At 54.9% G+C, this 13,732-nt stretch carries 15 protein-coding genes; all 15 read left to right on the top strand.

Going from position 1 to position 13,732, the window contains the following annotated elements; all coding sequences use genetic code 11:
- The first annotated feature begins 1,070 nt into the window (after positions 1 to 1,070).
- The 15 genes from PV433_RS26845 to PV433_RS26775 all read left to right on the top strand — a co-directional run bounded on the left by PV433_RS26845 (position 1,071) and on the right by PV433_RS26775 (position 13,678).
- Positions 1,071 to 1,838 carry an MgtC/SapB family protein gene (locus tag PV433_RS26845; protein ID WP_332075096.1) on the top strand — a complete coding sequence of 256 codons (768 nt, stop codon included), beginning with the start codon at positions 1,071 to 1,073 and terminating at the stop codon, positions 1,836 to 1,838.
- Positions 1,839 to 2,234: 396 nt separating this feature from the next.
- Complete coding sequence (radC, locus tag PV433_RS26840) at positions 2,235 to 2,924, top strand: RadC family protein (RefSeq protein ID WP_379206532.1); 690 nt, start codon at positions 2,235 to 2,237, stop codon at positions 2,922 to 2,924.
- 57 nt (positions 2,925 to 2,981) lie between these two features.
- Positions 2,982 to 4,016, top strand: coding sequence for a rod shape-determining protein (locus PV433_RS26835; protein WP_190924594.1), 1,035 nt, complete (start codon positions 2,982 to 2,984; stop codon positions 4,014 to 4,016).
- 38 nt (positions 4,017 to 4,054) lie between these two features.
- Positions 4,055 to 4,969 carry a rod shape-determining protein MreC gene (gene mreC, locus PV433_RS26830; protein ID WP_332075095.1) on the top strand — a complete coding sequence of 305 codons (915 nt, stop codon included), beginning with the start codon at positions 4,055 to 4,057 and terminating at the stop codon, positions 4,967 to 4,969.
- A gap of 5 nt (positions 4,970 to 4,974) precedes the next feature.
- A complete protein-coding gene (gene mreD, locus PV433_RS26825) occupies positions 4,975 to 5,511 on the top strand; it encodes a rod shape-determining protein MreD (RefSeq protein WP_223836328.1) in 537 nt (178 codons plus the stop codon).
- A gap of 71 nt (positions 5,512 to 5,582) precedes the next feature.
- A complete protein-coding gene (locus tag PV433_RS26820; protein ID WP_332075094.1) occupies positions 5,583 to 6,248 on the top strand; it encodes a septum site-determining protein MinC in 666 nt (221 codons plus the stop codon).
- 16 nt (positions 6,249 to 6,264) lie between these two features.
- Positions 6,265 to 7,059 carry a septum site-determining protein MinD gene (gene minD, locus PV433_RS26815; RefSeq protein ID WP_332075093.1) on the top strand — a complete coding sequence of 265 codons (795 nt, stop codon included), beginning with the start codon at positions 6,265 to 6,267 and terminating at the stop codon, positions 7,057 to 7,059.
- A 7-nt stretch (positions 7,060 to 7,066) separates the two neighbouring features.
- A complete protein-coding gene (locus PV433_RS26810) occupies positions 7,067 to 8,224 on the top strand; it encodes an FtsW/RodA/SpoVE family cell cycle protein (RefSeq protein ID WP_190924602.1) in 1,158 nt (385 codons plus the stop codon).
- 202 nt (positions 8,225 to 8,426) lie between these two features.
- Entirely contained in the window at positions 8,427 to 9,374 is a 948-nt protein-coding gene (locus PV433_RS26805; RefSeq protein WP_332075092.1) for a peptidoglycan DD-metalloendopeptidase family protein, read from the top strand.
- Positions 9,367 to 10,248 carry a M50 family metallopeptidase gene (locus tag PV433_RS26800; protein WP_332075091.1) on the top strand — a complete coding sequence of 294 codons (882 nt, stop codon included), beginning with the start codon at positions 9,367 to 9,369 and terminating at the stop codon, positions 10,246 to 10,248. Before PV433_RS26805 ends, PV433_RS26800 begins: the two co-directional genes overlap by 8 nt.
- 217 nt (positions 10,249 to 10,465) lie before the next feature.
- Positions 10,466 to 11,725 (top strand): Rne/Rng family ribonuclease, encoded by a 1,260-nt coding sequence (locus PV433_RS26795; protein WP_190924607.1) that lies wholly within the window; start codon positions 10,466 to 10,468, stop codon positions 11,723 to 11,725.
- 228 nt (positions 11,726 to 11,953) lie between these two features.
- A complete protein-coding gene (rplU, locus tag PV433_RS26790) occupies positions 11,954 to 12,265 on the top strand; it encodes a 50S ribosomal protein L21 (protein WP_332075090.1) in 312 nt (103 codons plus the stop codon).
- Positions 12,266 to 12,276: 11 nt separating this feature from the next.
- Positions 12,277 to 12,606 carry a ribosomal-processing cysteine protease Prp gene (locus PV433_RS26785; RefSeq protein WP_332075089.1) on the top strand — a complete coding sequence of 110 codons (330 nt, stop codon included), beginning with the start codon at positions 12,277 to 12,279 and terminating at the stop codon, positions 12,604 to 12,606.
- A 26-nt stretch (positions 12,607 to 12,632) separates the two neighbouring features.
- Complete coding sequence (gene rpmA, locus PV433_RS26780; protein ID WP_190924613.1) at positions 12,633 to 12,944, top strand: 50S ribosomal protein L27; 312 nt, start codon at positions 12,633 to 12,635, stop codon at positions 12,942 to 12,944.
- A gap of 113 nt (positions 12,945 to 13,057) precedes the next feature.
- Positions 13,058 to 13,678 (top strand): Spo0B domain-containing protein, encoded by a 621-nt coding sequence (locus tag PV433_RS26775; RefSeq protein ID WP_332075088.1) that lies wholly within the window; start codon positions 13,058 to 13,060, stop codon positions 13,676 to 13,678.
- Positions 13,679 to 13,732: the final 54 nt, after the last annotated feature.

Here is a 13,732-nt window from a genome sequence, read left to right as displayed (position 1 = left end):
TAAAGTGAAGGAGAGGGGCCTTCCTTGGCGTTAAAGAACGTATACTCAGGTCCGATGGATAACGAATCGTATCGTGTTTATGGACGAAAAACGACGTTATTCCAGACGTAACGAATCTGGGGATCGTTATCGAACCCGAAAGTGGCAAAAAACGATCCGTTTCGCGGGAATAACCATACAAGAGTTCGTTACAATTTCAAGCGTCCTCATTCGGCTCTGATAACGAATGCTGGGTTCGTTAGCCACCATACCACCGCATGAAGACAAAGAAGCTAGCCAAAGTCACACACAGTGTGAATTTGGCAGAACCACGACAAAAATCACACTCGGGCCGCAATTGAAGTCATGTTGTTACCGCCAAGTCTAAACAAGACAACACGACTGAGGGCGAGCGGCTGGAGCGAAGGTACCTGTTTCCCCTTCCAACGTACAACGTATGGGTTTGCACGTCAAAGAACGCTGTCGGGCTTAACGGACGGTTTTTCTTATTGACGGGGGGGAGGCGAATGACACGTTCGGCAGGCCAACTCTGATTGCAGATGCGTCGTACCGGCCCGGCATGCGGCTTCAGGAATTCACGGAAGCACGCTGGCGAAATCCACCCCGCCGCATCCGGTTTCACCCCGGCATGATCCTGGCGCAAGCGGATCGATCCGAAAGGGGCATCGGACTCTTACTTCGTTGCAGACGCCGGGCAGCGGGTGACACACATATCAGCCGCCAATGCTGGTATTTTCGATTCATGGTACAGGCTCTATCACCGCTATGGAATATTTGTTCACATCATAGGTGAAAGCCTATTGACAAAAGTGACAATTGGAACGATAATGTTAAATAATTATTAAGTTTTTATTTGGACCGGGAACCATTTTACAATTAAATAGGATGCACGGGTGGAGACGTCGAGAAATCCCGATAGCCTATGACTTGTTTGTTTAAACATGTGCAGCGGGATGGAAGGACTTGGATCGTATCTAGTTTTCTTATTGATTAAGAAAATAAAGGACCCATTTCCCGGACCCTAAACTTGCCGCTGACGCGAAAAACGAGCGTAAGGAAGGGTGCAGAGCATGATAGACGAAAGCGTTTGGCAGATTTCACATCTTGATTTGACAATTAGGATGGTACTGGCCGCCGTTTTGGGCGGATTCATCGGCTTGGAGCGGGAATGGAGCAATCATGCTGCGGGATTCAGAACTCATATCCTTGTCTGTCTCGGTTCGGCGTCCATCATGCTGCTGTCCATCTACGGATTTTCCCAGTTCGTGGCGGAGCCTAACGTACGTACCGACCCTGCGCGGCTCGCGGCTCAAGTTATAAGCGGGATCGGTTTTCTTGGCGCAGGAGCGATCATCCGCAACGGATCGAGCATATCGGGGCTGACGACAGCTGCCTCGGTATGGGTGGTAGCCGCGATCGGCCTGTCGGTCGGCGCCGGTTTCTACTACGCGGCCGTACTTGCGACGTTTATCGTCTTGGTCAGCTTGTTTCTGTTGAATAAATGGGAGAAGCATCTTTTGCGCCACCGGCGCAATCAGGAAGTGATGATCAAAATTTTCGACCGTCCGGGCAGCCTCGGCCGAGTAGCTACGAAGTTCGGCGAGCAAGGTATCCAGATTAAAAATCTGGTCATGCAATCCACCAGTCCCGAGTCGGTCGATGCGGCCATGGACGCGACGATGGAGCTCCGGTTTAATCTGAGAACAGTCACTACCGACAAACTGCTGCGGGCGATCGACGAAATCTTGTCGCTTCCCGATGTCATCGCGCTGGAGACGAATTCGATGCCTACCGGCAAACCGACCTCGATATCCAAAGGCAAGTCGGCCTCCGGTTGAGGCGAATCGCCCGCCGGCCGTACCTTGAACCCCGCTCCCGAGCGGGGTTCAATTCGTTCCCGGCTCGCGTAACGAAACTAGAAACGGCTGATTCGGCAACCGTCGGCGAGCCTGACACAGCTGCTATTATTATTTCCGCTTCATTTTTAAGCAACGTTCCTGCTTACTCTTTACTTATGCGGGAATTTGTCGTCATTTGACCGGTTTTCAGGAAGAGCCCGGCTTTCAAACAGGAATTTGTTCGTCTCGCCCGGGCTTAAGCGACGGCAGTGCAGTTTTTTTGAGGCGGCGGACCAATCCGGCGATTTTTTTTCGAACCATTTCGTGTAAAATAGAAGAGGTGTTATAATGGATGGATATCGAATCGATCCATTTTTTGTCGAAAGAGGGGAAATGATGGAATCCTCCGCATACACGTTACGGAATGTACCCCAAGAGGAGCGGCCCAGGGAAAGAATGCTTCAAGCGGGAGCGCAGGCGCTTAGCAACGCCGAGCTGCTCGCGATTTTGCTGAGAACCGGAACGATCAACGAGTCGGCGGTTTCGCTGGCCCAGCGGCTGCTTAACGAAGCCGGCGGCCTCAGGCAGCTTGTCGAGATGAGTACGGCTCAATTGACGAAGCTGAAAGGAATCGGTTCCGCAAAGGCGCTGCAAATTCAAGCCGGTATCGAGCTCGGCAGAAGAATTGCCCGCACGGTCCAGCCCGAAACCGTGACCATCCGGTCCCCTCAGGACGTTTCCCTCCTACTGACGGAAGAACTCCGCTATTTACAAAAAGAGCATTTCGTCTGCTTGTTCTTGAATACGAAAAATCATGTGATCGGACAGGAAACGCTGTCGATCGGCAGCCTGAACGCTTCGATCGTGCACCCCCGCGAAGTATTTCTCGCTGCGATCAAACGAAGCAGCGCTTCTATCATATGCGTGCATAATCATCCGAGCGGCGATCCGACGCCGAGTCCGGAAGATATCGAGATTACGCGCAGACTGGTCGAAGCGGGCGCGGTGATCGGCATCGACGTGCTCGACCATGTAATTATCGGAGACCGCTCAAGCATTAGTTTGAAGGAACTAGGGTTGATGTAATATAATGATATGACGGGCAAGCAGTCCGTCCGTAGGATGAAAGGAGACAAGCAATTTATGTTCGGTAGCTTCACGAAAGATTTGGGCATTGATCTTGGAACAGCCAATACGCTTGTATATGTTCAAGGTAAAGGAATTGTGGTCAGAGAGCCGTCCGTGGTCGCTCTGCGTACTGATACAAAAACGATCGAAGCGGTCGGAGACGCCGCCAAAAAGATGATCGGGCGCACGCCGGGCAACATCCGCGCAGTCCGTCCGATGAAAGACGGAGTCATCGCCGATTTCGAGACGACATCGACGATGATTAATTATTTTCTGAAGCAGGCCCAGAAGCAGCGTGTGTTGTTTCCGCGCAAGCCCAACGTCATGGTGTGCGTTCCTTCCGGCATTACGGCGGTAGAGAAACGCGCGGTGGAAGATGCGACGAAGCAGGCGGGAGCCCGCGAGGCGTATACGATCGAGGAGCCCTTTGCGGCGGCGATCGGCGCGGATTTGCCGGTGTGGGAGCCGACCGGCAGCATGGTGGTCGATATCGGCGGGGGAACGACGGAGATTGCCGTCATTTCGCTCGGCGGCATCGTTACGTACAAATCGGTCCGGGTCGCCGGAGACGAGATGGATGAGGCGATCATGCAATACATCAAGAGAACGTATAACCTGATGATCGGCGAACGTACATCCGAGCAGCTCAAGATGGATATCGGCTCCGCGATGCCGATGGACAAGCCGCAGACGATCGAGATCCGCGGACGCGACCTGGTCAGCGGCTTGCCGAAGACGCTGCCGGTATCGTCGGACGAGATTACAGAGGCGCTGGCCGATACGGTCAACAACATCGTCGACGGAGTGAAAGCGACGCTGGAGAAGTGTCCGCCCGAGCTGGCTGCGGACATTATGGACCGGGGCATCGTGCTTACAGGCGGCGGCGCTCTGCTGCGCAATCTGGACAAGCTGCTCGCCAGAGAGACCGGCATGCCGGTGCTCGTGGCGGAGAATCCGCTGGATTGCGTCGCGATCGGAACCGGCCGCGCGCTCGACAACATTCATCTCTTCAAATCAAAAACAGGTACCGCTCCAAGGGGAGTTCGTTAAGCTTGCTGATATAACGCTGCAGGAGCCTAGGCGACTGCATGCGCGGCGGAGAGGAGCTCGCGGCAAGCCTGGGGACAGACCGCTGGAAGGTGTTTGCTTTGTTCAAATGGCTGGGGAATAAAAGACTTATTATTTTGATGTCGGGCGTAATCTTTTTCGTCGCCCTGATCGGATTTTCGTTCGGCGGCCGGGGGCATATGTCCTGGCCGGAAGGATTTGTGAAGGATACCGTCACTTGGGTCCAGGGATGGATCAACAAGCCTGCTCGCGCCGTAGCGGGCTTGTTTGAAGATATACGCCGGATGTCCGTGCTGTACGAGGAGAACCGTCAACTGAAGCTGACGATTACGCAGTACGCCAAGGACACGGCGCGTCTGAACGATCTGGAAGCCCAGAACAAGCGGCTGATGGACGCGCTCGGATTTACCGAACGGCAGCAGCAATCGACCCAGTACAAATACCGGATCGCCGAAGTGTTCGCTTCAAGCCCGGACCCGTTTAATAACACGATCGTCATTAATCTCGGCGAAAAGGACGGCATCAAGGCGAATATGGCGGTCATGTCCGTCGACGGTCTGATCGGCCGCGTTGTTACCGTTTCTCCGTTTTATTCCAACGTCCAGTTGCTGACCGATCTCGATACGAGCAGCTCCAAGGCGATCGCGGTAACGATCAAGGGCAAGGAAAACGAATCTTACGGCATTCTGGAAGGTTACGACCGGGAAAAAGGAATGCTTATCATGAACAAAATTCCGAAGGTAGATACACTGGAGGTGGGCGATACAGTCGTCACATCCGGAATCGGACAATTGTTCCCGAGAGGCATCCAGATCGGCGAGGTCGTCTCGCGCGACGAAGGTGAATTCGGCATCACCCATACGGCGCTTATCAAGCCGTTCACTTCGTTCAACCATCTGCGCGAAGTGTTCGTCATCGAAGTGCCGGAGCTATGAGGTGAATGATGCAGCGCTACGTAATCTCGATATTTCTGTTCGTTCTTTTCTTGCTGGAAGGCACGATTCTGGAATGGATCATTCCTCCCGTATGGCAGTCCCAAGTGCTGGTCGTTCCGCATATCGTCTTGGTCGGGGTGCTGTTCGCCGCCTTGTACAAAAACCGGTATCAGGCGCTCGCCTACGGGCTCGCTTTCGGATTTTTGCAAGATTTCATTTATTACGGTCATGCTCTGGGCGTTCATTCGTTCAGTATGGGGCTCGTCGGATACGTGGCGGGATTGACGTTCCGTCTTCCTTATCAGGGCCTCTTCACGAGTCTGATCGTCGTCTTGCTGGGTTCGTTCGCCTATGATTCGATCGTATACGGCATATACCGTTTTTTCCTGGGCGTCGTCCGGATGGACTTTCAATGGACGTTTCTGCACCAGATGCTGCCAAGCATGCTGTTTAACGCGCTGATTGCGCTGCTGCTGTACGTTCCGGTTCGCAAATGGCTGGAGAAGGCGGCCGAGAGAAAACGCGAATCGGAAGAAAAATGACGGTGCCGGACGCTGCCTGGCGCAAAGGCATTCTGTCAGACGAATGGCCGATAGGGGGTGAACGCGTGCCGATGGCGGAAACGAAACATCGCGTTACGATAAAAGGTGTCAAGGAAGGGCTTGTCTTCGTGATCGACGATTCGTGCCCGTTCGCCGAAGTGATGCAGGAACTGGAGCATAAGCTGGACAAAACGAACCGCACCGTATTAACCGGTCCGGCCGTTCAAGTGAGCGTCAAGCTGGGGAAACGCTCCGTGACTGAAGAAGAAAAAGAATCGATCAAGGATCTGCTTGTCCGCAAAGGGAACTTGCAGGTTCAGCATATGGATTCCGACCTGCCGGGGCCGGAGGAGCAGGAGCCGCCGCCGGACCGCGTTACGATTCTGAAAGGAATTATCCGTTCGGGACAAACGGTGCGCCACGAGGGCCATGTGCTGTATCTCGGCGACGTTAACCCCGGAGGCACGCTGCTGTGCACCGGAGACATCTTCGTGCTCGGGGCGCTGCGCGGCATGGCGCACGCGGGGATCGACGGGGGCGACAGAGCCGTTATTGCGGCATCCTATATGCGCCCGACGCAGCTGCGGATCGCCGACGTCATCAGCCGTCCTCCGGACGAATGGGGGTTCGACGACGCGACGATGGAGTTCGCTTTCATCCGGGACGGGAAGATGCAAATCGATAAAATAAATCAGCTTCACCGGTTACGGCCGGACCATCCGTTCGGTGGCAAGTAAAGGAGATGATTGACGCATGGGAGAGGCAATCGTCATTACTTCAGGCAAGGGTGGAGTCGGCAAGACGACGACATCGGCCAATGTAGGGACCGCTCTTGCTTTGCTGGGCAAAAAAGTATGTATGGTCGACACCGATATCGGACTGCGTAATCTCGACGTCGTAATGGGGCTGGAGAACCGGATCATTTACGATATCGTCGACGTTACGGAGGGCCGGTGCCGGCTGCCGCAAGCATTGATCAAGGATAAGCGGTTCGAGGAGCTGTATATGCTGCCGGCCGCCCAGACGAAAGACAAACACGCCGTCTCCCCGGAGGCGGTGCGCGACATCATCGTCGAGCTGAAAAAAGAGTTCGAGTTCGTCATTATTGACTGTCCTGCCGGAATCGAGCAAGGGTTCAAAAATGCCGTCGCCGGAGCGGACAAAGCGATCGTGGTGACGACGCCGGAGCTGGCGGCCGTCCGCGATGCGGACCGGATCATCGGCCTGCTCGAGCAGGAGCGGGTGCACGGGCCGAAGCTGATCATTAACCGCGTCAAGGCGAATATGATGAAAAAGGGCGAGATGCTCGATATCGACGAGATCTGCTCGGTGCTGTCGATCGACTTGCTCGGCATCGTACCCGACGATGAAGCTGTCATCAAGTCGGCAAACAGCGGCGAACCTACGGTCATGAATCCGAAGTCGCGGGCTGCTATCGCTTACCGCAACATCGCCCGGCGCATCCTGGGCGACACCGTGCCGTTAATGCCGCTCGAGGAGAAGACGGGTGTATTCGGGAAAATGAAGAAGTTTCTTGGAATGGGATGAGTAAAGCTTGCTGGACAAATTGAAGCGAACCGACTGGTCTATCGTTATATTGATGGTACTGTTCATGATCATCAGCACGCTTGTCGTTCATAGCGCCACCGCTAACGATCCGCTGTTCCAGGGGACGGACGTCAAAAATGTCATCAATTACTGCATCGGCTTCGTCGTGCTGTTTTGCGTGATGCTGTTCGACTACCGGCTGCTCGTCAAGACCGCTTGGTATACGTATGGCATCGGCGTCCTGCTGCTGGTTGCCGTTTACTTTTTCGGAGTGGAGAAAAACTCGGCCAAAAGTTGGTTTGAGCTTCCGTTCGGCGGTTTCAACTTTCAGCCGGCCGAGTTAATGAAGCTGCTTGCCATCATAGCGGTAGCGGCGTTTCTTGCCAAGCGGGATGGAGAGCCGCTGCGCTTTTGGCGGGAAATCGTTCCGATCGGACTGATCGTCATGGTACCGACGGCACTGATCGTGATACAGCCGGATCTCGGCAACGCAATTATATTCATCGTCGTCCTGATCGTCATGTACTGGATTGGTAATATCAAATATACGCATTTTCTGATCGGGGCCGGGCTCATAGCAGGCTTCATCGCGCTTTTTTTCTATTTGTTCCAGCTGTACTACGATCCGGTCGTCCAGTATCTAAAAGATAACGACATGGGGCAATGGGTTCACCGCATTAATCGGATTCACACGTTTGTCGATCCGGATTCGGCGAGCGCGGACGCCAAGTACCAGGTGCATAACTCGATGAGGGCGATCGGCTCCGGCGGTTTGACCGGTGAATCGTACTTGCAGGGGGATTCGATCCAGAAGGGCTTTATTCCGCTTCCTTATTCCGATTCGATCTTCGTCGTGATCGGGGAGGAGTTCGGCTTCGTCGGATCGTCCGTGCTGCTGCTGTTGTATTTTTTGCTGATTTACCGGATGATTTATATTTCGATCCAAAGCCAGAACCGGGCCGGTTCTTATATCATCATCGGGATCGTCTCGATGTACGTCTTCCAGGTGTTCGAAAATATCGGGATGATGATCGGAATCATGCCGCTCACGGGCATTACGCTTCCGTTTATCAGCTACGGAGGCTCTTCCATCCTGATCAACATGATGGCCGTAGGCATCGTCGTCAGCGTCCATGCGCATCCGGAGCCGAAGTCGCTTTACTGAATGAACCCGACGATGATACATTCCAACCGATCTGAATGCCGAAACGTTCCGCAGCCTGTACCGCAGCGGGACGTTTTTCGTTCAGGCGGCCTGTCCCTAGTGCGCCTTCCCTAGTCATAGCCGTTCATTCCGGCTCATAGGATGTAGGGAAGAAGCCTGTCTGCTTCCTTAAAGGGGGGCGGAGCAGCGAGGGGGAACCTCTATGGAAGTCAAGTCGAACGTCCGGCAGCGGCGAATGGACCGTATGAAGCAAATAGTCGCATCCGAGCAGGGGATGCGTTCGGGCAATGACAAAACCGCGTTTCACGGGGACGCCTATGACGGGCAAAGGGAGCGCAGCGGACACGACTCTTCGCCGTACCGGCCCGCAAACCTGAACGGCAGCGGCCGGGAGGACTTGCCTTCGGCCCGCGACGACCGGATGAACGACCCGGAGTTCGTATGGAAGCACCGCGAGCAGGAACGGTGGACGGCGATGGGGCGGGCGGAACAGCCAAGATGGACGGATACGCCGGACAACGGCGGGATGACACCGCCGAGCGTACGGCAAATTTGGGTCAAGCTCGGCCTCAGCGCCGTCGTATTCGCAGGCGTATGGGGGCTGTTCCAGCTCGACCATCCGACGGCGCAGCGGGGGCAGGCGTGGGTGCGGACCGCTCTAACCGTCGATTACGACTTTACCGCGGTGGCGGCCTGGTATGAGCGGTCGTTCGGGGGCGTGCCCGCCTGGCTCCCGGCCATCCGGGAGAAAGACGCGCCGGAAGCGCAAAAAGCGAGTACATCTTCGCTTGGACGGATCTACGTTCCGGTCACCGGCAAAATCGTCAGCCGCAGCGGCGACGGGGATCTCGGCATTACGCTGCGGACCGAACCGCTGGCGGCGGTTATGGCGATCGATACCGGCCGGGTCGTCTCCGTCAGCAGCGGGACGGACAAGGGGACGGTAGTGGTCGTTCAGCATGCGGACGGCCTGCAGTCCACGTATGCGTGGCTGCAAAGCACGACGCTGCAAAAAAACGATTGGGTGAACGGCGGAGAGACGATCGGAAGCGTAACTACAGATGCCGCTGGCGGAGCGGGCAAGCTGTACGTTGTCGTCAAAAAGGACAACCAATACGTCAATCCGACAGAAGTGATCCCTTTTGATTAAACTGCGGGGGATTACGTTCCGCCTGCATCCGCTGTTTTTGCTGTTGATGCTCGCAGCAGTCGCGACAGGCTACTTCGCGGAGCTGCTCACGCTATTTGTGATTGTGCTGATTCATGAGCTCGGTCATGTCGCTGCAGCGAGGAGCTTCGGCTGGAAAGTAATCCGCGTGCAGCTGCTGCCGTTCGGCGGCGTAGCCGAGACGGAGGACGGGGGCCGTTCCAGCGCGCTTCAGGAGACGGTCGTCGCTTTGGCCGGGCCGCTGCAGAACGGCTGGATGGCGCTGCTTGCACTCGCTATGGGAGGACTCGGATGGTGGGAAGCGGAGTGGAGCGACTATTTTCTGAAAGCGAACCTGATGATCGGCGCATTCAACCTGCTTCCCGTCCTGCCGCTCGACGGCGGCAAAGTGATGCAGGCGCTCGTCAGCCGCTGGCTGCCGTATTACCGGACGCTCGTACTGGTCAGTCTGGTCAGCCTGCTGCTCTCCCTCCTGCTGGCCGCCGCGGCATTGCTAGGGTTCCGATCGAGCGGAATCCATCTCAATCTGCTTATGATCTCGATCTTCCTTGCCTACTCCAATTGGTACGGCTACAGGAACGCTCCTTTTCAGTTTATGCGGTTTCTGATGAACCGGGAGCCGGTTACGGATCGTCTAATCGACAAGGGCACTCTTGCCCAGCCGATCGTCATCTACAGACACCGGACCGTTGCCGAGATCGTTCGTTTATTTATGCGTGACAAATATCATCTCGTCTACATTATGAGCGAGCAAGGCCGCATTCAAGCCGTCCTCCCCGAACAGAAGCTGTTGTACGTTTATTTTCAGTTAAATCGACCTGGAAGTGCCGTTAGCGACATTTTCGTGTTAGAATAGAAAGGCTATACGAGGTTGTTCAAAAAGCCCACTTTTGATCACGAAGCAGATCAGGAAGCCTGCTCCCGACATCGAATATTGAATTCAGCCGGAATTTCCGGTGCTTACGTAGCTGCCACTACGCTCCGCTCCTCATTTCCTAGCTTCATCCAATCTTCTCGGTGCTGATAACCGGACTTTTTGAACTCGCACTATAAGGTGAGGTGGTGAGGTTTCATTGAAGCAAATCATCGTGCATTGCCGTGACGGCTCGACTCAGGTCGCTCTGCTGGAAGACCGGGTGCTTACAGAGTTTTACACGGAGGGACCTGCCGAGAAACAGCTGGTAGGCAGTGTATATATGGGGAAAGTAGTCAACGTCCTGCCTGGCATGCAGGCCGCCTTTGTGGATATTGGGCTGGAGAAAAACGCTTTTTTGTACATCGATGATATTTTACCGGCCCACATGGATAAAATTCCGTCCGTCAAGCCGCCGATCTCCGATCTGATCCGGCCCGGGCAGCATATACTCGTTCAGGTGGCCAAGGAACCTCTGGGAACGAAAGGGGCGCGCATTACGACCCATTTCTCGCTTCCCGGACGGTGGATCGTGTATATGCCGGCCGCCGATTACGTGGGAGTATCCCGAAAGATCGGTTCCGAGCAGGAACGCTCGCGTCTCAAGGAAATCGCCGAACGAATGCGCCGGCCGGGGGAAGGCATCATTATCCGCACGGTTGCGGCTGACGAGACCCAGGCCGCGCTGGAGCGGGACTTGAACGTGATGCGTTCCGAATGGGAAGACATCGTCCGCCGTTCCGAAAAGTCCGCGGCTCCCGCTCTGCTGTACAAGGAGCCGGGCGTTCTTGAGCGTGTCGTGCGGGACGCCTTTACCGACCGGGTGGACGAGCTCGTAATCGACGATCCGGTGAGGGGCGAGATTCTCGTCCGCCGCGTACGCGAAATATCCGGCGAGCTGGCAAATCGGATCCGCATCTACAGAGGGCTCGAGCCTGTGCAGGTGGCGTACCGGGTTCGCGAGCAGCTCGAGCGGGCGATGAAGCGTAAAGTGTGGCTGCGCAGCGGCGGCTATCTCGTAATTGACCGGACCGAAGCGCTTACGGTGATCGATGTCAACACCGGCAAATATACCGGGACCGACGATCCGGAGGCCACCGTGTTCACGACGAATGCGGAAGCGGCGGAGGAGATCGCACGGCTGCTGAGGCTGCGCGATATCGGCGGCATCGTTCTGGTCGACTTTATAGACATGTCGTCGGACAAGCACCGGATGGATATTGCCGCGCTGCTGGAACAATCGTTTAGCCGGGATCGCACGAAGACGTTCGCCGTCGGCTGGACGAAGCTCGGGCTTATGGAAATTACGCGCAAGAAAGCAAGGGAAAGTCTCGACGATTCGATGATGACCGTATGCCATACATGCGGCGGGTCGGGCAAAGTGGCCGTGGAACGAAAAACGTATCCGCGCAAAAAATAACTTTGAATGACCAAAGCGCAAGCCTGCGATGAGGCCGTATATCCGGGAGCAGACCGCGAGAAAGCTCTTGCTTCATGAGGATTGCTGTGGTAGAATACTTAGGTATGTGCGCATGAGCACATGCTGTAACCGCTCGAGTCGGGTCATAAGCGCGACTTCGCCGGCATTGTGCCGCGGAGCCGTCACCTGGGACAAGGCGAGTCTGAGACATGAGGAGGTGCGCAAAGCATGTATGCAATTATTGAAACTGGCGGCAAGCAGTACAAAGTTCAAGCAGGCGACGCAATCTACGTAGAGAAGTTAACAGCTGACGCAGGTGATGTCGTAACGTTTGACCGCGTATTGGTTGTATCGAAAGAAGACGGTTTGGTAGCGGGCACTCCGCTCGTATCCGGAGCAACGGTTTCCGGTAAAGTGGAGAAGCACGGCAAAGGCGAGAAAATCATCGTTTTCAAATACAAAGCGAAGAAAAACTATCGCCGCAAGCAAGGTCATCGTCAGCCGTACACTAAAGTGATTATCGACAGCATCCAAGCGTAAGGTGTCTCGATATGATCCGGGTGAACATCAAGCGAGGCCGCGAGAGCGGGACGATTGAAGCTTTTACGGTATCCGGACACGCGTTTTACGGCAAGCCGGGGCACGATATCGTATGTGCCGGGGTATCTGCCGTAACGGTCGGTACGGTGAACGCCGTCGAGAAATTGACGGGAGTCGCCCTTCCGAACGACATGCGCGAAGGTTATCTGAACGTCCGTATTCCGCAAGGAACGGATGTAGAAACGACAAAGCAAATTCAGCTGCTTCTCGAATCGATGCTGGCGATGCTGGAGACGATCGAGGACGCGTACGGCAAATATATCGCTTTGCGGCAGTCTTGACTAACGAAAGAAGGAGGTAGACTACGATGTTAAAACTGAACCTGCAGTTGTTCGCATCCAAAAAAGGAGTAGGTTCCACGAAGAACGGTCGCGACAGCATTGCGAAGCGCCTTGGCGTTAAGCGTGCAGACGGCCAATCGGTGACAGCGGGAAGCATTCTCGTTCGTCAGCGCGGAACGAAAATCCATCCGGGTGAGAACGTAGGCCGCGGTACGGATGATACGCTTTTCGCGAAAGTGGAAGGCGTTGTGAAGTTCGAGCGTTTGGGCCGTGACCGCAAAAAAGTGAGCGTCTACCCGGTAGAAGCCGCTCCAGTAGCAGCCGCTTCCGAAATGTAAGTTTCTGATCGATCCGATCAGCGTTTAACCTCCGGTCTTGCAGGACCGGGGGTTTTTATTTTGAACCTGTCATGCTATACTGTGGAAGAAGTTGAAGCAAACGGGGAATCAAGATGAATTCAAATGCGCAGCGATACGAATTGGACCAGCCGGCCATCCGTTCCGGAAGTAAGGATGAGCTGTTCGCGGAGACGCTTAATCATTTCCGCCACGATTGGATGAACGACATTCAAGTGCTCTACGGCTACTTGAAGTTAAAAAAATATGATAAAATGCACGATTACATGGAAACGATAAGAGAAAAGCTAATCGGAGAAAGCTGCATCTCCAAGCTGGGAGATCCGGCTTTGGTCGTTTATTTGCAGTCTTACCGGGCACGGTGCCGGTCGATCCGGCTCGACGTGGAGCTGGGACCGGATGTGCAGCTCTCCCAGCTTTCGGTCGATTCCGGTACGGTTTCGGATGCGATTATTGCCGTGATCGAAGCATTTACGAGACAGGGCGTCGCTCCGGCGGACGGCGATGTGAACCGGCTGCGCTTAAAGCTGTCGGTTCAGTCCGACTTCCTAGTAATCGGTTTCGATTACGACGGCGGCTATCGGCGCGAAGAGCTGCTTCATGAACTGCGCGAGGCGCTCGGGGCAGGCCGATCCAAGCTTAGAATCGCTAGTGGAGCCGTGTACGACAACGAGAAGGCGGTATTTGACATTCATGTGCCACTAATTCAAATTTAGAGCTTTTCATCCCATGGATAAGCTCTAAAATTGTACTAGGCGTATAGGACGAGG

This window comes from Paenibacillus sp. GYB004 (assembly GCF_036577605.1).
GTDB classification, from domain to species: domain Bacteria; phylum Bacillota; class Bacilli; order Paenibacillales; family NBRC-103111; genus Paenibacillus_AB; species Paenibacillus_AB oceani.
The sequence above is the reverse complement of the archived record's forward strand: the minus strand, read 5'-3'. Positions and strand labels throughout refer to the sequence as shown.

Coding starts and splice junctions, on each gene's coding strand:
- PV433_RS26845 (WP_332075096.1), top strand. CDS start 1,071: ATGATAGACGAAAGCGTTTGGCAGATTTCACATCTTGATTTGACAATT.
- radC (WP_379206532.1), top strand. CDS start 2,235: ATGGAATCCTCCGCATACACGTTACGGAATGTACCCCAAGAGGAGCGG.
- PV433_RS26835 (WP_190924594.1), top strand. CDS start 2,982: ATGTTCGGTAGCTTCACGAAAGATTTGGGCATTGATCTTGGAACAGCC.
- mreC (WP_332075095.1), top strand. CDS start 4,055: ATGCGCGGCGGAGAGGAGCTCGCGGCAAGCCTGGGGACAGACCGCTGG.
- mreD (WP_223836328.1), top strand. CDS start 4,975: ATGATGCAGCGCTACGTAATCTCGATATTTCTGTTCGTTCTTTTCTTG.
- PV433_RS26820 (WP_332075094.1), top strand. CDS start 5,583: ATGGCGGAAACGAAACATCGCGTTACGATAAAAGGTGTCAAGGAAGGG.
- minD (WP_332075093.1), top strand. CDS start 6,265: ATGGGAGAGGCAATCGTCATTACTTCAGGCAAGGGTGGAGTCGGCAAG.
- PV433_RS26805 (WP_332075092.1), top strand. CDS start 8,427: ATGGAAGTCAAGTCGAACGTCCGGCAGCGGCGAATGGACCGTATGAAG.
- rplU (WP_332075090.1), top strand. CDS start 11,954: ATGTATGCAATTATTGAAACTGGCGGCAAGCAGTACAAAGTTCAAGCA.
- PV433_RS26785 (WP_332075089.1), top strand. CDS start 12,277: ATGATCCGGGTGAACATCAAGCGAGGCCGCGAGAGCGGGACGATTGAA.
- rpmA (WP_190924613.1), top strand. CDS start 12,633: ATGTTAAAACTGAACCTGCAGTTGTTCGCATCCAAAAAAGGAGTAGGT.
- PV433_RS26775 (WP_332075088.1), top strand. CDS start 13,058: ATGAATTCAAATGCGCAGCGATACGAATTGGACCAGCCGGCCATCCGT.